Below are 21,596 nucleotides of genomic sequence, written 5' to 3'. Positions count from 1 at the left end.
GGCTCAAGATCAATTTAAGGTATGTCTATTGGTTCTGCTTATAGTTAGAGCATGTCGACACCCTTCGAAATCAACCTGCGCCACCTGTATGCCATGCATGTGGTGGCCGAAGCGGGCAGCGTCAGCGCCGCCGCGCCACAGGTGAACCTGTCGCAGCCGGCGCTCACCCAGGCCATCGCGCGGCTGGAACAGCAACTGGGCGTGCGGCTGTTCGACCGCCACCCCGGCGGCATGGCCGGCACCGAGGCCACGCGCCTGCTGGCACCGCGGGTGGTGCGCGCATTGGCGCATCTGGGGCGCGGGCTGCGGGTGGCGCGGCGCGCGCTGCGGCTGCCAGCCCGCCCGGGCCTGGAGCGGCGGGTGTCGCTGGGGCAGCTGCAGGCACTGGTGGCGGTGGACGTGGCCGGCAGCTATTCGCTGGCGGCGGTGCGCACCGGGGTCTCGCAGCCGGCCATCTACCGCGCGGTGCAGACGCTGGCCGATGTGGTCGAAGTGCCGTTGATCGTGCGCCGCGGCAAGAGCGTGCACGCCACGCCGGTGGCGCTGCGGCTGCTGCGGCAGGTGCGGCTCGCCCTGGCGGAGTTGGGCGCCGGGCTGGACGAGGTGGCCGCGCTGCGCTCCCAGCACGCCGGGCGGGTGACGGTGGGGGTGATGCCACTTGCCCGTGCGGTATTGCTGCCGCGTACATTGGCGCGCTTCGCACGCAGCCACCCCGGCGCCATCGTCAGCGTGGTCGAAGGGCCGTATCCCGAGTTGCTGGCGCAGCTGCGCGAGGGCGGGCTGGACCTGTTGATCGGCGCGTTGCGCGAGCCGTTGCCCGTGCACGACGTGGTGCAGGACGCGCTATTCGACGATGCGGCGGTGATCGTGGCGCGCAGCGGGCATCCGCTGGCCGGGCAGGCCTACGCCTTCGCGCAGTTGCTGGACTACCCATGGGTGGTGGCGGCCACGGGCACGCCGCTGCGCGCGCGCTGGGAGCGCATGTTCCGCGACCAGCAACTGGAGCCGCCGCCGCCGCGCATCGAATGCGGGTCGGTGCTGGTCATCCGCGGGCTACTGCTGGAAGACGAGTGGCTGACCGTGATGTCGCGCGACCAGTTCCTGTTCGAGCAACGCGCCGGGCTGCTGTGCGAGATCGGCCTGGCGGTGCCGCAGCTGCGCCGGCAGATTGGCCTGACCACACGCGCTGATTGGCACCCCACCCGCGCGCAGTCGGCCTTCGTGCAGACCGTGCGCCAGGTGTGCGCCGACCGCGCGCTGCCGGCCGATACTGCGGCCGGGCCATTCCGGCATTGCGCGGCGGCGTCCGGGCCGTTGCGTTTATGCGCGGCCCGGTCAGAATCGGGCTCCCCTTGACGAGACCCGATGCCGATGCTGCCTGACTGGTTGCAAGGGACCTGGCTGCTGGCGCTGGACTGGGCGATCCGCCTGGCCGCGCTGCTGTGGATCCCCACCCGCACCACGCCTGGGGCGGCGCGCAGCTGGTTGCTGCTGATCGGCTTCGTGCCGGTGGTGGGCCTGCCGCTGTACCTGTTGTTCGGCCACCCGTGGCTATCGCGGCAGCGCGTACAACGCCAGGCCACGGCCTCGCAGGTGATCCGTGAGCAGCAGCTGCCATTGCACGCCTTGCGCTGGACCCCGCAGCCGGACACCAGCAGCGCCGAGGTGGTGCCGTTGATCGAGCGGCAGGGCGATTTCATGCCCACGCTGGGCAATGCGGTGGAACTGTTGGACGACTACGAGGCCTCGCTGCAGGCGTTGATTACCGCGATCGACCAGGCGCAGGAACGTGTGCATCTGCTGTATTACCTGATGTTCGACGATGCGGTGGGCGAGGCGGTGGTGGCTGCGCTGGAACGCGCCTGCGCACGCGGCGTGCGCTGCCGCTTGCTGCTGGATGCCATGGGCGCCAAGCGTGGCCTGCGCCGTTATCGCCAGCGCCTGCAGGCCAGTGGCGTGGAGGTGCTGGCCTTGCTGCCCGGCGGGCTGCGCTGGCGCCGCAGCGGGCGCATGGACCTGCGCAACCACCGCAAGATTGCGGTGATCGACAACCAGGTCGGCTTTGTCGGCTCGCAGAACCTGGCCGCACCCGGCTTCATCGCCGGCGCGCCCAATCGCGAACTGGTCGCGCGCGTACGCGGGCCGGTGGTCAACCACCTGGAAGCGGTGTTCGCCAGCGACTGGTTCACCGAAACCGGGCAGCGCCTGGACGTGTGGCCGGACGCACCGGTGTACGACGACAACATCGCCACCCAGTTGCTGCCCAGCGGGCCGGCGTATCCGTTCGAGAACGCGCGCGATGCAATCAACGCAGTGATCCATCTGGCGCGCCGCAAGGTGGTGCTGGTCACGCCGTATTTCGTGCCGGACGAAGCCATGCTCAGTGCGCTGCGCATTGCCGGGATGTCTGGCGTGGACGTGCAGTTGATCCTGTCCGAACACAACAACCAGCGGCTGGCGGCGTGGGCGCAGGAGGCCTATTTCGAAGAGTTGCTGCGCTGTGGAGTGAAGATTGCGCTGTACCGGCCGCACTTTCTGCATGCCAAGCATCTGAGCGTGGATGAAGACATTGCGTTGGTGGGCTCGATCAACCTGGACATCCGCTCGTTCGCGCTCAATGCCGAGATCGGCATGCTCTGCTACGACCGCAACGTGGTGCTACGCCTGCGCGAGATCGAGCAGGATTACCTGGCGCAGTCGCAGCCGGTGGACATCGCGCAGTGGCGCCGCCGCCCGGCCTGGCGGCGAAGCCGCGAAGGCATCGCACGCCTGGCGGATGCATTGATGTAGCGGGCGGCTGGATGGCTGTCGCGCGGTGAGGCCTGGCATTGAAGCGTCGGGCAGCATGGTGGCCTGATTCGCACAGCGTTGGCGTAGTGCATGCACGCACGCTGCTGCCACGGGTGATAGAGCGCGGCGCACCCACAGCGTGGCGCCGGCCGGTACCGGCCTGGGTGCTGCGTGCAGTCCCACCGCGTGGGGCTGCGGACATCACCCGGCAGTCAGCTGCCGCGCAGCGAATCCAGCACCTCACATGTCGGTTGCCGCCGCACCCGTGGTCATGGGCCCGACGCGGCCATCGCCTACAATTGCGGCATGAACGAACAGCGTGTACCCGGCGATGCAGCGATCGCCATCGTCGGTGGTGGCGCGTCCGGCGTGCTGGTGGCGTTGCAGCTGCTGCGCCAGGCCACCGCGCCGCTGCAGATCGTCATGATCGAGCCCAGCGCGGCATTGGGCGAAGGCGTGGCCTACGCCACGGCGCGGCCCGAGCATCTGCTCAATGTGCCGGCCGCGCGGATGAGCGCGCTGGCCGAGTTGCCAGGCGATTTTGTCGCCTACCTGCAGGCCACGCAGGCCTGCCCGGCGCTGGACGCGGCGCAACTGCCGCAGCAGTTCGTGGGCCGCTGCCTATATGCCCCGTACCTGCGTGCTCGGTTGCAAGAGGCCTGCGCGCGCAGCCCCGCCACACTCACTGTCTGCAGCGCTCGCGTACGCGACCTGCAGCCAAACGCCGCAGGCGCGCTGCTGCATTTGGATGACGGCCAGCACCTGCAGGCTGCCAGCGTGATCCTGGCGGTGGGCAATGCATTGCGGCCGCTGCCATTGCGCGGCGCCGCCGGCCTGGCGCCCGGCCAGCGAGTGGAAGCCTGGGACACGCCCTCAGTGGCGCAGATCCCGCAGGACGCGGCGGTGTGCATCATTGGCTCGGGGTTGAGCATGGCCGACAGCGTGGTCACCCTGGCCGCGCAGCAGCACCGCGGCGCGGTGCACGTGGTCTCGCGGCACGGCTTGCTGCCGCTGCCGCACGCACACGCCACGCCGGCACCGTTCGACCCGCAACCGCTGCTGGCACTGCCCCTGCGCGCGCGCATGCGCGCATTGCGCCGGCATGCGCGCGACGCGGCCGCGCAGGGCCTGCCCTGGCAGAGCGTGATGGAGCGCATCCGCCCGTTGAGCCAGGCGCTATGGCAGACGCTGTCGGCCGCCGACCAGCGCCGCTTCTTGCGGCATGTGGTGCGCTATTGGGATGTGCACCGCCACCGCATCGCCGCGCCGGTGCATGCGCACCTGCAGGCAATGCAGGCGCGCGGGCAATTGCAACTGCATCGCGCGCGGCTGGATGTGGCGTACCAGGCCGGCGCCTGTGTGCGGGTGAGCGCCAGCGCCGGCGCCGGGCATGCGCTGCAGCTGGATGTGCAGACGCTGATCAACGCCACCGGCGTGGAAATGCGCGTGCAGGCCATGCGCAACGGCCTGCTGCAGCAGCTGCTGGGCCAGGGCATCGCCACGCCCGGCCCGCATGGCATCGGCGTGGACACCGCGTCCAATAGCGCGCTGCTCGATGCCGATGGCCGCCCCAATCCACGCCTGCGGGTGATCGGCAGCCTGCGCATCGGCTCGCTCTGGGAAAGCCTGGCGGTACCGGAACTGCGTGAGCAGGCAACGGCGATTGCGCGGGATGTGCTGGTATTGCTTGGGCGGTGAGGAGCGTTGTTCCCTTCTCCCGCCGGGAGAAGGTGCCCCGAAGGGGCGGATGAGGGTCCGAGCGAAGCTTTCGTGTTACCCACCACTCGTAGTGGCTTCGCCCCGTACCCTCACCCCAACCCCTCTCCCGTAGGAGAGGGGCTTTGTTCCCTTCTCCCATCGGGAGAAGGTGCCCCGAAGGAGCGGATGAGGGTCCGAGCGAAGCCTCGCATCCCAAACCCCTTCATCCCAATCTCAGCCGCAGCGACGCCACAACCGGTAAAATGCCCGGGTGGATGTCTCTCATTTGCTCGATCATTTAAACCCCGCCCAGCGCGAGGCCGTTTCCGCGCCGCCGGGGCATTACCTTGTGCTGGCCGGCGCCGGCTCCGGCAAGACGCGCGTGCTGATCCATCGCATTGCCTGGCTCAATGAAGTCCAGGGCGTGCCAAACCACGGCATCTTCGCGGTGACCTTCACCAACAAGGCCGCCGGCGAAATGCGCCACCGCACCGACCTGCAACTGCGCAACGGCAGCCGCGGGATGTGGATCGGCACCTTCCATGGGCTGGCCCATCGCCTGCTGCGCCTGCACTGGCAGGACGCGCGGCTGCCGGAAGGCTTCCAGGTTATGGACAGCGACGACCAGCTACGGCTGGTCAAGCGCGTGGTGCAGTCGCTGGAGCTGGACGAGACCAAGTATCCGCCCAAGCAGATGGGCTGGTGGATCAACGAGCAGAAGGACGAAGGCCGCCGCCCGCAACACATCCAGCCCGAGCCCAACGACGACTGGACCGAGGTGCGCCGGCAGGTGTACGCCGCCTACCAGGAACGCTGCGACCGCTCCGGGCTGCTGGATTTCGCCGAGCTGCTGCTGCGCGCGCACGAATTACTGCGCGACACCCCGGCCTTGCTGGCGCATTACCGCGCGCGCTTCCGCGAAATTCTGGTCGACGAGTTCCAGGACACCAACGCCATCCAGTACGCCTTCGTGCGCGTGCTTGCCGGCGAGAGCGGCCACGTATTCGTGGTGGGCGACGACGACCAGGCCATCTACGGCTGGCGCGGTGCCAAGGTCGAGAACGTGCAGCGCTTCCTCAAGGATTTCCCCGGTGCGCAGACGGTGCGGCTGGAGCAGAACTACCGGTCCAGCGCCAATATTCTGGGCGCGGCCAATGCGGTGATCGCGCATAACCCCGACCGCATCGGCAAGCAGTTGTGGACCGATTCCGGCGATGGCGACCCGATCGATCTGTACGCGGCCTACAACGAAGTCGACGAGGCCCGCTATGTAGTCGAGCGCGCGCGCCAGTGGGTGCGCGATGGCGGCAGCTATGGCGAAGTGGCGGTGCTCTATCGCAGCAATGCGCAATCGCGCGCGCTGGAAGAAGCACTGATTGCCGAACAACTGCCGTACCGCGTGTATGGCGGCATGCGCTTTTTCGAACGCGCCGAAATCAAGGACGCGCTGGCGTACCTGCGCATGCTCACCAACCGCAGCGACGATGCGGCGTTCGAGCGCGCGGTCAACACGCCCACGCGTGGCATTGGCGATCGCACCCTGGATGAAGTGCGCCGGCTGGCACGCGCCAATGCGCTGTCGCTGTGGGAAGCGGCAATGCTGTGCACGCAGGAAAATACTCTTGCGGCGCGTGCACGCAATGCGCTGGCTACGTTCCTGAGCCTGGTCGGCCAGCTGCAGGCCGAAACCGGCGAGATGGACCTGGCCGAGCGCATCGACCATGTGCTGATGCGCTCGGGCCTGCGCGAGCATTGGGCCAAGGAAAGCCGCGGCGGGCTGGATTCGGAATCGCGCACCGAGAACCTGGACGAACTGGTCTCGGTGGCCTCGCGCTTCACCCGCCCGGACGATGAAGACAGCCAGGGCATGACCGAACTGGTGGCCTTCCTCGCCTACGCCTCGCTGGAAGCCGGCGAAGGCCAGGCGCAGGCCGGCGAAGAAGGCGTGCAGCTGATGACGTTGCACTCGGCCAAGGGCCTGGAATTTCCGATCGTGTTCCTGGTCGGGCTGGAAGACGGCCTGTTCCCCAGCGCACGCTCGCTGGAAGAAAGCGGCCGGCTCGAAGAAGAACGCCGCCTGGCCTACGTGGGTATCACCCGCGCGCGCCAGAAGCTGGTGCTGTGCTACGCCGAATCGCGGCGCATCCACGGCCAGGACAACTACAACGTGCCGTCGCGCTTTCTGCGCGAGATCCCGCGCGACCTGCTGCATGAAGTGCGGCCCAAGGTGCAGGTCTCGCGCACCGCCTCGCTGGGCGCCGCACGCGGCGGCCCGGTACATGCCGTGGTGGACGCCGCGCCGATCAAGCTCGGCGCCAATGTCGAACACCCCAAGTTCGGTGGCGGCGTGGTTGTCGACTACGAAGGCGCCGGCGCGCATGCACGCGTGCAGGTGCAATTCGATGAAGTGGGCGCCAAGTGGCTGGTGATGGCGTACGCGAATCTGACGGTGGTGTAGGCGAGCCCTTACCAGCGCCAATCCTGTCGCCCGGGTGAAGCTATCAGGGCAAGCTGGCGCTTATCGGTAGGGCGGAAAGGCTGGCTGATGTCGGAGCTCACCAAGCCCGCCGAGATTGCTTCATCGCTTGACGACCAGCCTTATGGGAGATGGCATTGCATCGACTTTGGTGCCGTACGCCGACATTTCCCAGCTGAAGGTGGAGTTGATTCGCTTACCTCCTATGGTGAGCGTCGACTTGTCCGCGAGCACAACTAGTGCAAATGGTGGCACTCCCTGGCCGCCACCCGGGTAAATCAACCGCAATACTCTGCGTTTGGTATCGAAGGTTTTTACCTCGAAGTCGTTCTGCAATGGGACGCCCTTGCAGTCGCCCGGCGCGTAGAAATGGATGCTGGCGATAACAGGGCGGCCGTCGTTGCCGACTTCAAATGTCATTGCGTAGCCGCCGCCTTCGAAGGAAAGGCTTGAGGTGGCGTAAGCGGGTGCGCTGCAGCAGATCGCAAGCAGCGCGGCCAGGCAAACGTAAAAACGTTTTTCATGGGGTCATCCTTGAGAGCGCACAGCGTGGAACGGCACTGTCGGAGCGAGTATTACTTATGCCGCCGCCGCGTCACAACGCATCTGCATCTGACGATGCGAATATTGCGGCTTCTGCGCGCCCTTAACAGCCGCCTGGCAATTGCTCGCCACCTTCCTTGGCGCTACTAGGGCCGAGCCAGTGATCTCTCACTGGTTCTATACGGCACAGGCAACGAGTCAGGTCAGAAGATCCAGACAGCCAAACGCGGTGGTGCGCTGCTCGATGCATTCGCCACAGCTTTCGTGACAAGCTGCGGTCGAACCGACTTTATGAAGGCACACAGCCCGATGTGCACCGAAAAAAGAAGATGCTCGCAGGCGAGCTGTACAACGCGGCCGATGACGAACTGCAGGCCGATCAGGCTGCCGCCGCCGCGTGGATGGCGCGTTACAACGCCGCTGCGCAACAGCCCGCTGCGCAGCGCCATGCCTTGCTGGTCGAACGTCTGGCCGAGGTGGGCGCGGGTGCAGTGATTCGCCCGCCGTTCCATTGCGACTATGGCTACAACATCCGTTTGGGTGCGGGGGTTTTTCTCAACTTCAATTGCGTGATTCTGGATGTGTGCGAGGTCAGCATCGGCGATGGCACGCAGATCGGCCCGGCGGTGCAGTTCTACGCGGCCGACCATCCGCGCGATGCGACCGATCGTGCCAGCGGGCTGGAGTTTGGCCGCCCGATTCATGTGGGACGTAATGTGTGGATCGGCGGCGGTGCGATCATTCTGCCGGGCGTGCGCATTGGCGACGATGCGTTGATCGGGGCCGGTGCGGTGGTCACCCGCGATGTGCCGGCAGGCGCCACTGCGGTGGGGAATCCTGCGCGTGTGCGCATGGCGCGCACCGATCCGCAGGCGACGCCGACCGATTGACCGCGTTTCCCGCTGCATTGATCTGTCTCAAGGCGATAGTTGCGCTGCGCTGTCACGCTGATTTCCGCCGGTGGATGTGCCGGCATTCCAGGAGGCCACCATGTACAAACGTATCCTGATCGCCATCGATGCGTCCGAGCTGTCCCACCGCGGGTTGTTTCAGGGTCTGGAACTGGCCAAGGCCACTGGCGCCAAGGTCGATATCGTCACCGTCTCCGAGCCGTGGGCGATGGGCATGTACGACGCGATGGGTTGGAGCGTGGGGTACGAAGCCAGCCCGGACTATCGCAAGGAGCGCGAAGCGGCTGCGGAAAAGATCCTGCGCCCGGCTGTGGAGTTGGCGATCGCTGCGAACCTCAAGGCGACCGCGCGGCACGTGCTTGACCGTTTTGCGGCCGAGGGCATTGTGCAGACCGCCGAGGAGTGCAAGAGCGACCTGATCGTGATGACCTCGCACGGCCGCCGCGGCATGAGCCGCGTATTGCTCGGCAGCCAGACGGTGGAAGTGCTCACACACAGCACGATTCCGGTGCTGGTGATTCGTTGAGATCGGGGTTGATGCGTTGATGCGAGCGCGATGATCAATCGAGTCCAGGCTAGTCGTGCAGAACGTTTGTAGGAGCGCCCTTGGGCGCGATGGGCATTACCGGGAAGGCCTCATCGCGCGCAAGCGCGCTCCTACGCAGGGCGTGCAGCTCGTTATTCGCCTGAGGTAACTCGGCAACAGCCGCGCTCAGCAGCATGCGCAGCGTGATGCGTGCGGATCACCGTAGGAGCGCCCTTGGGCGCGATGGGCATTACCGGGAAGGCTCATCGCGCGCAAGCGCGCTCCTACGCAGGTGTGTGCAGTTGGTCATTCGTCTGAGGTAGCTCGGCAGCAGCGCGCTCACCGGCACGCGCAGCGTGATGCATGCGGATCATTGTAGGAGCGCCCAAGGCGCAGCCGCGACGTGCGTATCGCCAGCAAGCTCGGCGCCGCCTGGCTGCGGCTGCGCGGGCTGCCTGGCTGGGCAGACGCCCTGGCGCTGATCCACGGCCTGCTCGGCCAGCACTGGGACAGCGTGCACCCGCAACTGGATGCCGACGACGACAACGACCCCACCGCGCGGGTCAACGCGCTGGTGGGCCTGAGCGACCCGATGGGCCTGCTTGGCGCATTGCGCACCACCGCCTTCGTGCAGTCGCCGCGGCTGGGCCGCTTCAGCCTGCGCGACCTGCGCGCCGCCAACGGCAGCCTCAAGCTGGCCGAAGGGCAGGCCGTGCCCAGCCTGGCCGAGATCGAGGCCTGCTGCCTGGATTGCCCGCTCGACACGCTGGCGGCCTCGGCCAAGGCGATTACCGACGCCGCCGCCACCGCACGGGCGATCGATGCCTGGCTCACCGAACAGCTCGGCACCGCCGCGCCGGACCTGCGTCCGCTGCTGGCCGACCTGCGCGATCTGGAGCGCTTCGTGCTGCCGCACTGGCAGGCGCGGCAAGGCAGCACGGGAGAGGCCGCCGACAGCACCGAGCATTCAGGCGATGACGGTGCCACCGCTGCGGGTAGCCCGACGCGTCGCACCGGGGAATCGCCGGCCCGGACGATGTCATGCGGCGGCTGGAGGAGATCTGCGCCTATTACGCCCGCAACGAACCGTCCAGCCCGGTGCCGATGTTGTTGCGGCGCGCGCAGCGACTGGTTGGCTGCGACGTCCTGGCGCTGATGAAGGAACTGGCGCCAGGCGGGATCGATGAACTGCAACGCGTCACCGGCCCGCTGGAGAACAGCTGACAACGCGCTCACCGCTATCAGCTGCCGCAGGGCGACAGCAGCGGCGCTACCAGCCGCTCGCCGGGCGCTGCAGGATTGCCGGATCCGCTCGCCCAGCAAGCCTGCTTCAGTGCTTCGTCGCACCGAAACCTGCGGGCCCGTTTGGCCCGCAGCATCTACACCACGCACGACGCCTTCAGGACTCACCAAACAAGCACCGGGCGACGCAATCGCTGAGCTCTTCGCCTAGCGAATCCCCAATCCCGAATTCCCAATCACCGCTCCCCAATCACCAGCTATACAACTGCCAATACGTCTTGTTGACCTTGTCACGCTCGGCGTCGGTATGGCCGTCATGGTCACGGTCGTACAGGAAGTACGGCGCGCCACGTGCGGGGGTCACGCGCACCATTTCCAGCTGCCCGTTGACGCGGTATTCGTCGACCTTGTCGCCGTTGCCCATGGTCTTGCTGGTGACATCCGCGTTGGCCGGCACATCGCCGCCGCCACCGGTGGTGGCGCAGCCGCCGAGCAGCAGCAGCGGCAACAGCAAAAGACTTGCTCTCTTCATCGTGATGGTCCGTGTGAGGTCGTCACCGAGTATGCGCTGGCCGGGTGTGGCGTGGGCGTGCAGCGTAGAATTACGGCATGAGCAGATTAGTCCTGATCGACGGGTCCAGTTACCTGTATCGCGCGTTCCACGCGCTTCCGCCGCTGACCAATGCCCAGGGCGAGCCCACCGGTGCGTTGTTCGGCGTGGTCAACATGCTGCGCGCCACCTTGAAGGAACGCCCGGCCTATGTGGCGTTCGTGGTGGATGCGCCCGGCAAGACATTTCGTGATGACTTGTATGCCGACTACAAGGCCAATCGCCCGTCGATGCCCGACGACCTGCGTGCACAGGTGCAGCCGATGTGCGACATCGTGCATGCGCTGGGCATCGACATCCTGCGCATCGACGGTGTGGAAGCGGACGATGTGATCGGCACGCTGGCGCTGCAAGGCGCCAGCGACGGCTTGGCCGTCACCATCTCCACCGGCGACAAGGACTTCGCGCAGCTGGTGCGCCCGGGCGTGGAACTGGTCAACACCATGAGCGGCAGCCGCATGGATTCGGACGAGGCGGTGATCGCCAAATTCGGCGTGCGCCCGAACCAGATCGTCGACCTGCTGGCGCTGATGGGCGACACCGTCGACAACGTGCCCGGCGTGGAAAAGTGCGGCCCCAAGACCGCCGCCAAATGGCTGGCCGAATACGACTCGCTCGACGGCGTGATCGCCAATGCCGACAAGATCAAGGGCAAGATCGGCGAGAACCTGCGCGCCGCCTTGCCGCGGCTGCCGCTCAATCGCGAGCTGGTCACCATCAAGACCGACGTGGTGCTGGCCAGCGGTCCGCGCGCGCTGGACCTGCGCGAACCCAACGCCGAAGCGCTGGCGGTGCTGTACGCGCGCTACGGCTTCACCCAGGCGCTGCGCGAACTCGGCGGCGCCGCCGCCGAGGCCGGCGGGCTGACCGCACCGATGGCGGTGGCGCGCACCGAGCCTGGCCGCGCACGCGGCACCGGCTTCGTGTCGGCGCCGGCTGCCGCTCCGGTGGAGCTGGACCCGGCGCTGTCGGCGCCCGGCCAGTACGAGACCATCCTCACCCAGGCGCAGCTCGACAGCTGGATCGCGCGGCTGCGCGCGGCCGGGCAGTTCGCCTTCGATACCGAAACCGACAGCCTGGACGCGCTGCAGGCCAACCTGATCGGCCTCAGCGTCGCCGCCGAGCCCGGCCAGGCCGCCTACCTGCCGTTCGGCCACGATTTCCCCGGCGCACCGGCCCAGCTCGACCGCACGCAGGCGCTGGCGCAGCTGGCGCCGCTGCTGACCGACCCGGCGGTGCGCAAGCTCGGCCAGCACGGCAAGTACGACCTGCACGTGATGCGCCGCCACGGCATCGCCCTGGCCGGCTACGCCGACGACACCCTGCTGGAGAGCTTCGTGCTCAACTCCGGCAGTGCCCGCCACGACATGGACAGCCTGGCCAAGCGTTACCTGGGCTACGACACCGTCAAGTACGAAGACATCTGCGGCAAGGGCGCCAAGCAGATCAAGTTCGCCCAGGTCAGCCTGGAAGACGCCACCCGCTACGCCGCCGAAGACGCCGACATCACCCTGCGCCTGCACCAGGTGCTGGGCAAGCGCCTGGCCGCCGAGCCGGCGCTGGAGAGTGTCTACCGCGACATCGAAATGCCGCTGGTGGGCGTGCTGGAGCGCATCGAGGCCAACGGCGTGTGCGTGGACGCAGCCGAGCTGCGCCGCCAGAGCGCGGACCTGTCCAAGCGCATGCTCGCCGCCCAGCAGAAGGCCACCGAACTGGCCGGGCGCACCTTCAACCTGGACTCGCCCAAACAGCTGCAGGCGCTGCTGTTCGACGAGCTCAAGCTGCCCGCCGTGGTCAAGACGCCCAAGGGCCAGCCCTCGACCAACGAAGAAGCCCTGGAAGCCATCGCCGACCAGCACGAGCTGCCGCGGGTGATCCTGGACTACCGCAGCCTGGCCAAACTGCGCAGCACCTACACCGACAAGCTGCCGGAGATGATCCACCCGCAGTCCGGGCGCGTGCACACCAGCTACCACCAGGCCGGCGCGGCCACCGGGCGGTTGTCTTCGTCCGACCCCAACCTGCAGAACATCCCGATCCGCACCGAAGACGGCCGCCGCATCCGCCGCGCCTTTGTCGCCCCGGCCGGACGCAAGCTGATCGCCTGCGACTACTCGCAGATCGAGCTGCGCATCATGGCCCACCTGTCCGGCGACCCCGGCCTGGTCGGCGCATTCGAATCCGGCGCCGACGTGCACCGTGCCACCGCCGCCGAAGTGTTCGGCCGCACCATCGATACGGTCAGCGGGGATGAGCGCCGCGCCGCCAAGGCGATCAACTTCGGCCTGATGTACGGCATGAGTGCGTTCGGCCTGGCCCGCCAGCTCGGCATCGGCCGTGGCGAGGCGCAGGACTACATCGCGCTGTACTTCAGCCGTTACCCGGGCGTGCGTGACTTCATGGAAACCACCCGGCAGCAGGCCCGCGACAAGGGCTACGTGGAAACCGTGTTCGGCCGCCGGCTGTATCTGGACTTCATCAACGCCGGCAGCCAGGGCCAACGCGCCGGCGCCGAGCGCGCGGCCATCAACGCGCCGATGCAGGGCACCGCCGCCGACATCATCAAGCGCGCCATGGTCAGCGTGGATGGCTGGATTGCCGATCACGCGCAGCGCGCCCTGATGATCCTGCAGGTGCACGACGAACTGGTGTTCGAGGCCGACGCCGACTTCGTCGACACGCTGCTGGCCGAGGTCACCGCGCGCATGTCTGCGGCCGCCAGCCTGCGCGTGCCGCTGGTGGTCGATTCGGGCGTGGGCGATAACTGGGACGAGGCGCATTGATGGCGCAGCGCATGCCTCGTATGCTGAATACGCAGATCAGAATATTCAGAAACTCGCACCGCGCCGCAGCACTGAATAACCGCTAAATTCTACAAATTCTTAACGGCGATCTTCACGATCCATCAATGTAGAAAATGGTGTTATATCCCTCGACGGGCGCAACGCCTGTCGGCAGATCTCTCCCATCCCCTGGAGCAGATCTCGGAGCGGAAACTCCTCCCCAAGTTTCCGTTCCCTGGCCCCGCCGACCTCCCCCTGGTCTGCGGGGCTTTTTATTGCCCGCGATTTCTCATGCTGGCCATGTATGCCGCAGTGCTACAGCGGTGAATCGGACTCAGCGCCTACAGCGTAGCGGCAGTGGCGGATGGCACTCTTCAGCGCTTTTACTGAGCGTGCTGACAGCCACAATGCACGCGTCACTGCGTGCAGCGCAACATAACCAGTTCATCGAACGACGGGGCGACTGGTTTCGTCCGCAATCACAAATTTAAATAGGGCCGATTTAATCCGTGAATCAACACTGTGTTTCATCGGTGACGCGTTTGGACATTCAGCCGAGCCAATCGCGCGGAATCAAATAATCGGCCAGACGTGCCTCGGCGCTTCCTGGTTGCGGCTGGAATCCATATTCCCAGCGCACCTGCGGCGGCAGGCTCATCAGGATGCTCTCGGCGCGGCCACCGCTCTGCAGCCCGAACAGGGTGCCGCGGTCGTAGACCAGGTTGAACTCCACGTAGCGGCCACGCCGGTACAGCTGGAAGGCGCGCTCAGCCTCGCCGTAGGGCGTGTCCTTGCGGCGTTCGACGATTGGCAGGTAGGCGTCCAGGAAACCGTCACCGACCGCGCGCTGGTAGGCGAAGTCGCGTTCGAAGTCCTGGCCCAGGTCGTCGAAGAACAGCCCGCCCACGCCGCGGGTCTCGTTGCGGTGGCGCAGGAAGAAGTACTCGTCGCACCAGCGCTTGTGCGCGGCGTAGCGTTCCTCGCCAAACGGCGCGCACAGCGCCTGTGCGGTGCGGTGCCAGTGCATGACGTCTTCGTCGACCGGGTAGAACGGGGTCAGGTCGAAGCCGCCGCCGAACCAGGCCGCCACCATTTCGCCATCGCGCTCGGCGCGGAAGTAGCGCACGTTGGCGTGTGTGGTCGGGATGTGCGGATTGTGCGGGTGGAACACCAGCGACACCCCGCAGGCGCGCCAGGTGGCGCCGGCCAGCTCGGGCCGATGCGCGCTGGCCGAGGGCGGCAGCCGCGCGCCGGACACGTCGGAGAAGCCGATGCCGGCCTGCTCAAACACCGCACCGTCGCGCAGGATGCGGGTGCGCCCACCGCCGCCTTCCGCGCGCTGCCACAGGTCCTCGGCAAACCGCGCCTTGCCATCGATGGCTTCCACGGCGGCGCAGATGCGGTCCTGCAGATCGGTCAGATAGTCACGTACACGGTCGAATTCGTTCATGCCTCGATTCTAAGCGGTGCACCGCGCTGCGTGCATTTCGCACCCGCGCCAAGGTGTCGCGTGCGACGCGGTGGGTCGTCTGGTCGTTCGCGTGCAGGGCCGCCAGGTTGTCGCCACCACGCCGATCCACCGTGGAGGTGCAGAGCCATCACTGCGTGCAGGGGCTTGGGGCGGCAGGGCGGTCGCGAAGGCGTTTTCCAGGCTGGATCGGCGCCGTGCCCCGCAGGCAGTGCGGGCGCCACGCACGCGAGGTCTCTTCGATTGAAGACAACCGCTCCCAGCCGTGATTCCAGGCGAACGATCAGCCCCGTGGCGAGGCCGCAAACTCCGCGCGCACCGCAGGCGCGCACAGCCGCCACGCCAGGGCGCACTGAAACAGCGCGATCACCAGCGCACCGATGCCGGTCAGCAGCAGCGCCATCAGTCGCGTGGTCTGCAGGCGCGCCTGCATCTGCGGCCACTCCGGGCTGTGCAGGATGTCGGCCGGCAGCATCGACTGCAGGCCATCGAACAGCGGCCCTATCAGGGCCAAGCCAGCGAAATTAAGCAATCCGGTGACCACCAGCACCAGCACGAAGCCGATCCGCGCCCACTCGCGCCGCTGCAGCAAGGCCCAGCTCATCCAGGCGAAGGCCACCGACAGCACCATGCCCAGCACCGACAAGCTCACCGCATGGTCGATCAGCCATTGCCAGGAAGCGGGCATGCGCATTCCCGGGGGCAGTGGCAGCGTGGTGGAGCCGGGCACCAGCCCGATCAGCAGGATCTGCAGCAGGTTGGTCAGCGCGCTGGCCACGCCCAGCAGCAGCGACACCCACGCCATTGGCGTGACGAACCCGCCGCGCGTTGCCGGTGACCGCGTGCGGTTCATTGCAGTGAGGCGACGTGCGCGGCCACTGCCGCCTGGCCCGGTGCATCCAGCGCCGGCTGCATCTGCAGATACCAGTCGGCCAGCGCATCGGCGGGCAGGCAGACGCGCAACAGTGGTGTGCTGCGCTCCAGAAACGTTTCGAAGAACGGCAGCCCGCGGACGAACAGGAAATGCCCATCGGTGATCGACATGCCGGCATACGCTTCGCGCAGCCATTCCAGGTGCGGCAATGCATGCTCGCCGTGGCCGGCCTGGGTCAGCGCGCTGAGGAAATTGGTACGCGCGGTGGCCGGCGAGGTGGCGCGTTCCTGCTCGTTCAACTGGTCGAACTTCATCAGCCAGGCTTCGCCACGGTCGATCTCGTTGCACATCACCGAGGTGGTGGCAAGTTGCAGCGCGTTGTGCGCGCTCTGCTCCACCTCGAACAACGCCAGCCAATGCGGAAACGCTTCGTGGTACCGGCCCAGGGCGCTCAGCGAGATCGCGCACAGGCGGTGCGCATCGGCACCGACGTCCAGATGCGCCACGGCGGCGTTGTACGCACCGACGTGATCGCCCTGCTGGAACAGCGCCAGCGCGGGTTGCAGCTGTGGATCGATGTCGGCAGCGGGATCTGCATCCGCGGCGGGCGCCGCTTGCGCTGCAGCGGGCGGCGGTGTCGCCGGGGTCTTGCGTCCAAACAAACGGTCCCACAGGCCCATCGCGATCCCTTCTACGCGCCGATTGAGGAATGGATGGCGCCGCGCGGCCGGTGGCGCACCGGTCATGCAGCGGACCGGCGCACGAGGCGCATACACGCATGCCTGCTGCCGATCCTGCACCAAGCTTAATGCGTGACACGTAGGGTGGGGTGAGTGCGTTGCAGCGTCACTGCCGTGCGCGCACACGTGGTCGGCATACACCACTCCGATCATGGGTCGACGCAGCGCTGGCAGCCGATCTGGCCTGTTCCTCTTAGCCGCAGCATTCCGCCGTAGGAGCGCACCTGGACGCGACGGGGCATTACCGGGAACTCCCATCGCGCCCAGGTGCGCTCCTACGGGTGATTCGTGTCACTCGGACGCTCTGCACAAGCACGCCGATGAGAAAAGACCCCACACATGCCATTTCCCGCGAACCAAGCGCCCGGGTGTCCGATCTGGCGGATTCCTCTCAGCCGCAGCATTCCGTCGTAGGAGCGCACCGGGCGCGATGGGGCTTTACCGAGAAGTCCCATCGCGCCCAGGTGCGCTTGTACATACGGTCGCGTCACTCGGACCCTCTGGCAAGCACGCTGATGCCCCCACGCACGCGGTTATCTGCGAATCAAACGCGCTGGCGCTCGCACTGTGTAACCGCACCAGCGTGGAGGGCGGCGAACGCAATGCCGGCATTACCTCCACGCCATGGCGATACACGACGCATCGCCCTGACAGGACCGCTGCCGTTACGGCTTCACCTGTTCGTTGAACAGCTTGAGGATGCGCTTGTACTCATCCAGCCACGAATCGGCCCGCGTGAAGCCGTGGCGCTCCAGCGGATACGGCGCCACCTGCCAGTTTTCCTTGTGCAGCTCGACCAGCTTCTGGGTCATGTCGACCGAGTCCTTGAAGAACACGTTGTCGTCGATCATGCCGTGCGCAATCAACAGATGGTCGCGCAAGCCGTCGGCATAGTTGATCGGCGAGGAGGTCTTGTAGGCCTGCGGGTCGAGGTCGGGCGTGTTGAGGATGTTGGAGGTGTACTCGTGGTTGTACTGCATCCAGTCGCCGACCGGCCGCAGCGCGGCGCCGGCCTTGAACGTGCCCGGGCTGCGGAACAGGGCCATGTAGGTCATGAAACCGCCGTAGGAGCCACCGTAGATGCCGGCACGCGTACGATCGCCCTGCTTGGTGTCGACCAGCCAGTGCAGGCCGTCCAGATAGTCTTCCAGTTCCGGATGGCCCATGTTGCGATAGATCGCGGTGCGCCAGTCGCGGCCGTAACCTTCGGAGGCGCGGTAGTCCAGATCCAGCACGATGTAGCCCTGCTGCACCAGCAGGTTATGGAACATCTGCTCGCGGAAATACGGCGTGTAGCGCGCCGACACGTTCTGCAGGTAGCCGGCGCCGTGCACGAACATCACGATGGGGTACTGCTTGCCGGGCTCGGGATGCTGCGGGCCGTAGTACTTGCCCCACACCGTTCCGGCGCCGTGCGTTGAAGGCACCTGCACGTATTGCGGCGCGATCCACGGCTGCGCCTTGAAGGCAGCGGTGCGCGTGTCGGTGAGCACCGTGGCCTGGCCGCCAGCGGCCGGCACCACCGCCAACTGCGGGGGCAGGTAGCTGCCGGAATAACGCACCAGCACCTGCTGGCCGTTCGGCGACAGACTGAAATCTTCCACGCCGTCGAGCGCGGTGACTTCGCTGAGCTGATCGGTGCGCAGATCCAGCTTGCACACCTCGTAATCGCCCGGCCATTTCCGGTTGCACAGGAAGAACATCCCGCTGCCATCGGCGCTGGGCACCGGTGCGGACACTTCGAATGTGCCGCGGGTGCGCTGGCGTGGCTTGCCATTGCCTTCCACCGTGTACAGCTGCGAATAGCCGGATTCTTCCGACAGCAGCCACAGCGTGCGGTTGTCTGGCAGCCAGCCGAATTCGTTGAAGCCCCAGTTGATCCAGGCGCTGTCGCTCAGGCGATGGCGCGGCTGCAGCTTGGCATCGTCCAGATCCACGCTGGCGATCCAGCGGTCCTTGTTGTCCACGGCGCGGATTTCCACCGCCACGTTGCGTCCGTCATCGCTCCAGTGCACGGCCGGGCCGCTGCCATCGCCGTCGCTTTCCACGCGCACGGCACGGTTTCCCTTGAGCGGATCTTTCTTGGCCGCCTTGCGCAGCGCGGCCAGCGGGTCGGTGGCGATGCCGGGCAACGGGTCGAACGACAGCGCTCTGGCACTGCCGGCAGCCACGTCCACCAGCCACAGCGCGTGCGCCACCGGGGCATTGCGGCCAACGCGGGTGCGGACTTCCTGGAATTCCTCGTAGCCGGATTCGGTGACGTACTTGGGCATTTTGCCGTCCTGGCCCTCGTCGGCGCCCTTGGCCTGGGTGACCACCAGCAGATGGCGTCCATCCGGCGACAGCGCGCTGTCGACGATCTCCACCTCATCGCCCAGATACACCGGTGCCGGTGCGCGGGTGCTGTCGGCGCGGCGCCAGGCATCGTCCTGGGTGCGCAGCGCCTCGCGTTGCTCGCGGTCGCGGCGCAAGGTGGCCAGGGTGGCCAGTTGCTGCTCGCGCAGCACATCGGCCTTGGGCGCGGCGTTGGGATCGCGCTCGGCCTTCACCACTGCCACCTGCGCGGTACCGCCATCGGCACGCCAGTGGTACCAGTTGTTGCCCGCGCGCCAGATCGCACCGCCATCGCTGGCAAATTGCGGGCGCGATTCGACCTCGTTGCTGCGGGTCAGCTGGGTCAGCGCCCCGGAGCGCAGATCGCGCAGGAAGATGTCACCGTTGCGCGTAAACAGCATGCGTTGCCGGCCGGCGTCGTAGCTCGGGTTGGCGGCATCCAGCCCCGCACGCGCGGTGTCGGCCACACGCTCGGCGGCGGTGCCGCCCGCTGCAGGCTGGCGATAGGTATCGCGCACCGGGCTGCCTTCGCGCTTGAGCTGGTACTGCACCTGCTTGCCGTCCCATTGCCACCAGGCCTGCTCGACCGACGGCCCGATCCAGTCCGGGTCGGCCATCACCTGTTCGATGGTGAGCGGTGCGGTGGACTGCGCCTGCGCAGTGGCGGCCAGCAACAGGAGGGACAACGGCAACAATCTGGGCATCGGACAGGATCGAAACGCAAGAAGAGCGGGCAAGCCTAGCAGTTCGTTTCCGCACGGGGCTGGGCCACAGGTCATGCGTGATGGCGTCTGTGCGCGGGTCATCGGTGGTGATTGCTGTGATTGAAGCAGGCTGGACTAGAGCTACACGGCGGACTGCGTTGTCGTGCGAGGCGGCCGCGATTGAGACAAGCGCGCGTGCCGGAAATTGTGGCGATCAACCGCGTTTCACGATCGCAGCGTGTTTCGGTGGGCCAGCAGCAGAGCGCTTGCATTGACGCTCATCCGGCGACGAGCGCGGGATTGCTGCACGAATCACGCGTCGGCGATGCGTGCATATTTATGCGGCGCCTATCAGCGCGTGTGCCAAGCGCTCCATGCTTCCAATCAGCGCTTTCCGGCGCCAAGCCGCGCTGCACACAGCAGCGAAGTTGCGGCATTGCCGCGAACACGCGCCGTCACGAGCGCAGACTATCAGCCAATGCCAGGAATGCCCCGACTTGCCAGCAGCGCAGGGGGCCGCCAAGCTAGCGCGCTTTTGCGATCCCCGGTGCCCATGCCCAGTCCGTCCACTCCGCTGTCCCATCCGTTGGCCGTTGGCGAACCCGGCCGGCCGTTGGCGTGGCGCGACGGGCAGGCGGTGGACCTGGCCACCTTCATCGCACACGTGCATGGCCTGGCGCAGTTGCTGCCCGACGGCCGCCACGCGGTGAACCTGTGCGAGGACCGCTATCGCTTCATGGTGGCGTTTTATGCCTGCGCGGTGCGTGGGCAGGTGTCGCTGCTGCCGTCTTCGCGCGCGCCGGCGGTGGTCGGCGAAGTGCAGGCGCGCCACGCCGATGCGTACTGCCTGGGCGATCTAGCGCTGGAACTGGCGCCGCCGCGCTATTGGCAATTGCCGGCGGACTTACCGCGGCTGGAAGGCCCGGTCCCGATGCTGGCCGACGATGCCCTGGTGGCGATCGGCTTCACCTCCGGCAGCACCGGCGCGCCACAACCCAATCCCAAGACCTGGGGCAGTTTCCTGACCAGCACGCGGCAGGATCTGGTGGCGTTGCAGAGCCTGTGGGCGCACACCGACGCGGTGCCGCACGTGGTGGCCACCGTGCCGCCACAACACATGTACGGCATGGAGTTGTCGGTGCTGCTACCGATGGTCACCGCACTGGCGGTGCATGCCGGCCGGCCGTTCTTCCCCGACGATGTGGCACGTGCGCTTGCGGAGATTCCCGAGCCGCGCGTGCTGGTGACCACGCCGGTGCATCTGCGCGCGCTGGTCGAATCGGGCGTGCACCTGCCGCCGCTGGTAGGCATCGTCTCGGCCACCGCACCGCTGGCGCAGGAGGTGGCGGCCGCCGCCGAAGCGCGCTTTGGCGGGGAAGTGCGCGAGATGTTCGGCTCCACCGAAACCTGCGTGTTTGCGGTGCGGCGTACCGCCGTGGAAGCTGCCTGGACGCCGCTGCCCGGCGTGCGTCTGGAATCGCAGGCCGCCGGCACCTTGGTGCACGCGCCGCATCTGGCCAGCCCGGTGCTGCTGGCCGACATGATGGACGTGGCCGCCGATGGCCGTTTCCAGGTGCGTGGCCGCCAGGCCGATCTGCTGGAAATCGCCGGCAAACGCGCCTCGCTCGCAGATCTCACCCGCCGCCTGCTCGCCGTGCCGGGCGTGGTCGACGGCACCATCGTGCAACTCGCGCCGGAACACGGCCAATCGGTGGGCCGCATCGCCGCGCTGGTGGTGGCCCCGAGCCTGGACGAGGCACAGATCCTCACCGCCTTGCGCGGCAGCTTCGACCCGGTATTCCTGCCGCGCCGCCTGCGCAAGCTCGCCGCCCTGCCACGCAACGAAACCGGCAAGCTCCCGCGCGATCTGGTGTTGGGGTTGCTCAGTAGCTGAGGC

13 protein-coding genes and 2 pseudogenes are annotated in these 21,596 nt (G+C 67.0%); 9 read left to right on the top strand and 6 right to left on the bottom strand.

Features of this window, described 5'->3' with window-relative positions:
• The first annotated feature begins 51 nt into the window (after window positions 1-51).
• The 4 genes from XCC_RS20890 (at window position 52) to uvrD (ending at window position 6,946) form a co-directional block, all read left to right on the top strand.
• Window positions 52-1,356: a LysR substrate-binding domain-containing protein gene (locus XCC_RS20890; RefSeq protein ID WP_050911806.1), complete on the top strand. Its 1,305-nt coding sequence runs from the start codon at window positions 52-54 to the stop codon at window positions 1,354-1,356.
• Window positions 1,357-1,371: 15 nt separating this feature from the next.
• Entirely contained in the window at window positions 1,372-2,790 is a 1,419-nt protein-coding gene (gene cls / locus XCC_RS20885) for a cardiolipin synthase (RefSeq protein WP_029629072.1), read from the top strand.
• A 306-nt stretch (window positions 2,791-3,096) separates the two neighbouring features.
• Window positions 3,097-4,488 carry an FAD/NAD(P)-binding protein gene (locus XCC_RS20880; protein WP_011039098.1) on the top strand — a complete coding sequence of 464 codons (1,392 nt, stop codon included), beginning with the start codon at window positions 3,097-3,099 and terminating at the stop codon, window positions 4,486-4,488.
• Window positions 4,489-4,759: 271 nt separating this feature from the next.
• A complete protein-coding gene (gene uvrD / locus XCC_RS20875; protein WP_011039097.1) occupies window positions 4,760-6,946 on the top strand; it encodes a DNA helicase II in 2,187 nt (728 codons plus the stop codon).
• Between the two features lie 183 nt (window positions 6,947-7,129).
• Here uvrD and XCC_RS20870 read toward each other — a convergent pair.
• Window positions 7,130-7,384, bottom strand: a pseudogene (locus XCC_RS20870) (hypothetical protein); the annotation flags it as partial.
• A gap of 452 nt (window positions 7,385-7,836) precedes the next feature.
• On the opposite strand from XCC_RS20870, the gene XCC_RS20865 reads away from it, so the two are divergent.
• From XCC_RS20865 to tssA, 3 genes and pseudogenes are all read left to right on the top strand, one after another.
• Window positions 7,837-8,397 (top strand): sugar O-acetyltransferase, encoded by a 561-nt coding sequence (locus XCC_RS20865; protein ID WP_164923351.1) that lies wholly within the window; start codon window positions 7,837-7,839, stop codon window positions 8,395-8,397.
• 100 nt (window positions 8,398-8,497) lie between these two features.
• Entirely contained in the window at window positions 8,498-8,944 is a 447-nt protein-coding gene (locus XCC_RS20860; protein ID WP_011039095.1) for a universal stress protein, read from the top strand.
• Between the two features lie 388 nt (window positions 8,945-9,332).
• Window positions 9,333-10,168: pseudogene (gene tssA / locus XCC_RS20855) on the top strand (type VI secretion system protein TssA); the annotation flags it as partial.
• 268 nt (window positions 10,169-10,436) lie between these two features.
• On the opposite strand, the gene XCC_RS20850 reads toward tssA, so the two are convergent.
• A complete protein-coding gene (locus XCC_RS20850; RefSeq protein ID WP_011039092.1) occupies window positions 10,437-10,718 on the bottom strand; it encodes a DUF2782 domain-containing protein in 282 nt (93 codons plus the stop codon).
• A gap of 77 nt (window positions 10,719-10,795) precedes the next feature.
• Between XCC_RS20850 and polA the strand changes: the two genes are divergently transcribed.
• Complete coding sequence (gene polA, locus XCC_RS20845) at window positions 10,796-13,579, top strand: DNA polymerase I (RefSeq protein ID WP_011039091.1); 2,784 nt, start codon at window positions 10,796-10,798, stop codon at window positions 13,577-13,579.
• Between the two features lie 550 nt (window positions 13,580-14,129).
• Here the strand turns inward: polA and hemF are convergent.
• From hemF to XCC_RS20825, 4 genes are all read right to left on the bottom strand, one after another.
• Window positions 14,130-15,029, bottom strand: a complete 900-nt coding sequence (gene hemF / locus XCC_RS20840; RefSeq protein ID WP_011039090.1) for an oxygen-dependent coproporphyrinogen oxidase — start codon at window positions 15,027-15,029, stop codon at window positions 14,130-14,132.
• A 301-nt stretch (window positions 15,030-15,330) separates the two neighbouring features.
• The gene (locus XCC_RS20835) at window positions 15,331-15,900 is read right to left on the bottom strand and encodes a membrane protein (protein ID WP_011039089.1); all 570 of its coding nucleotides are present in this window, start codon (window positions 15,898-15,900) and stop codon (window positions 15,331-15,333) included.
• The gene (locus tag XCC_RS20830; RefSeq protein WP_011039088.1) at window positions 15,897-16,601 is read right to left on the bottom strand and encodes a hypothetical protein; all 705 of its coding nucleotides are present in this window, start codon (window positions 16,599-16,601) and stop codon (window positions 15,897-15,899) included. Before XCC_RS20830 ends, XCC_RS20835 begins: the two co-directional genes overlap by 4 nt.
• A gap of 725 nt (window positions 16,602-17,326) precedes the next feature.
• The gene (locus XCC_RS20825) at window positions 17,327-19,699 is read right to left on the bottom strand and encodes a S9 family peptidase (protein WP_019238099.1); all 2,373 of its coding nucleotides are present in this window, start codon (window positions 19,697-19,699) and stop codon (window positions 17,327-17,329) included.
• A 553-nt stretch (window positions 19,700-20,252) separates the two neighbouring features.
• On the opposite strand from XCC_RS20825, the gene xanA2 reads away from it, so the two are divergent.
• Complete coding sequence (xanA2, locus tag XCC_RS20820) at window positions 20,253-21,593, top strand: xanthomonadin biosynthesis 3-hydroxybenozate--AMP ligase XanA2 (RefSeq protein WP_014506148.1); 1,341 nt, start codon at window positions 20,253-20,255, stop codon at window positions 21,591-21,593.
• Window positions 21,594-21,596: the final 3 nt, after the last annotated feature.

The sequence above is a fragment of the Xanthomonas campestris pv. campestris str. ATCC 33913 genome, from assembly GCF_000007145.1.
Taxonomy (GTDB): Bacteria; Pseudomonadota; Gammaproteobacteria; order Xanthomonadales; family Xanthomonadaceae; genus Xanthomonas; species Xanthomonas campestris.
This window is presented reverse-complemented; position numbering and strand designations above follow the sequence as displayed.

Excerpts from the sequence above, each read along its gene's own strand:
- XCC_RS20890 (WP_050911806.1), top strand. The coding sequence starts at position 52 with ATGTCGACACCCTTCGAAATCAACCTGCGCCACCTGTATGCCATGCAT.
- cls (WP_029629072.1), top strand. The coding sequence starts at position 1,372 with ATGCTGCCTGACTGGTTGCAAGGGACCTGGCTGCTGGCGCTGGACTGG.
- XCC_RS20880 (WP_011039098.1), top strand. The coding sequence starts at position 3,097 with ATGAACGAACAGCGTGTACCCGGCGATGCAGCGATCGCCATCGTCGGT.
- XCC_RS20865 (WP_164923351.1), top strand. The coding sequence starts at position 7,837 with ATGCTCGCAGGCGAGCTGTACAACGCGGCCGATGACGAACTGCAGGCC.
- XCC_RS20860 (WP_011039095.1), top strand. The coding sequence starts at position 8,498 with ATGTACAAACGTATCCTGATCGCCATCGATGCGTCCGAGCTGTCCCAC.
- XCC_RS20850 (WP_011039092.1), bottom strand. The coding sequence starts at position 10,718 with ATGAAGAGAGCAAGTCTTTTGCTGTTGCCGCTGCTGCTGCTCGGCGGC.
- polA (WP_011039091.1), top strand. The coding sequence starts at position 10,796 with ATGAGCAGATTAGTCCTGATCGACGGGTCCAGTTACCTGTATCGCGCG.
- hemF (WP_011039090.1), bottom strand. The coding sequence starts at position 15,029 with ATGAACGAATTCGACCGTGTACGTGACTATCTGACCGATCTGCAGGAC.
- XCC_RS20835 (WP_011039089.1), bottom strand. The coding sequence starts at position 15,900 with ATGAACCGCACGCGGTCACCGGCAACGCGCGGCGGGTTCGTCACGCCA.
- XCC_RS20830 (WP_011039088.1), bottom strand. The coding sequence starts at position 16,601 with ATGGGCCTGTGGGACCGTTTGTTTGGACGCAAGACCCCGGCGACACCG.
- XCC_RS20825 (WP_019238099.1), bottom strand. The coding sequence starts at position 19,699 with ATGCCCAGATTGTTGCCGTTGTCCCTCCTGTTGCTGGCCGCCACTGCG.
- xanA2 (WP_014506148.1), top strand. The coding sequence starts at position 20,253 with ATGCCCAGTCCGTCCACTCCGCTGTCCCATCCGTTGGCCGTTGGCGAA.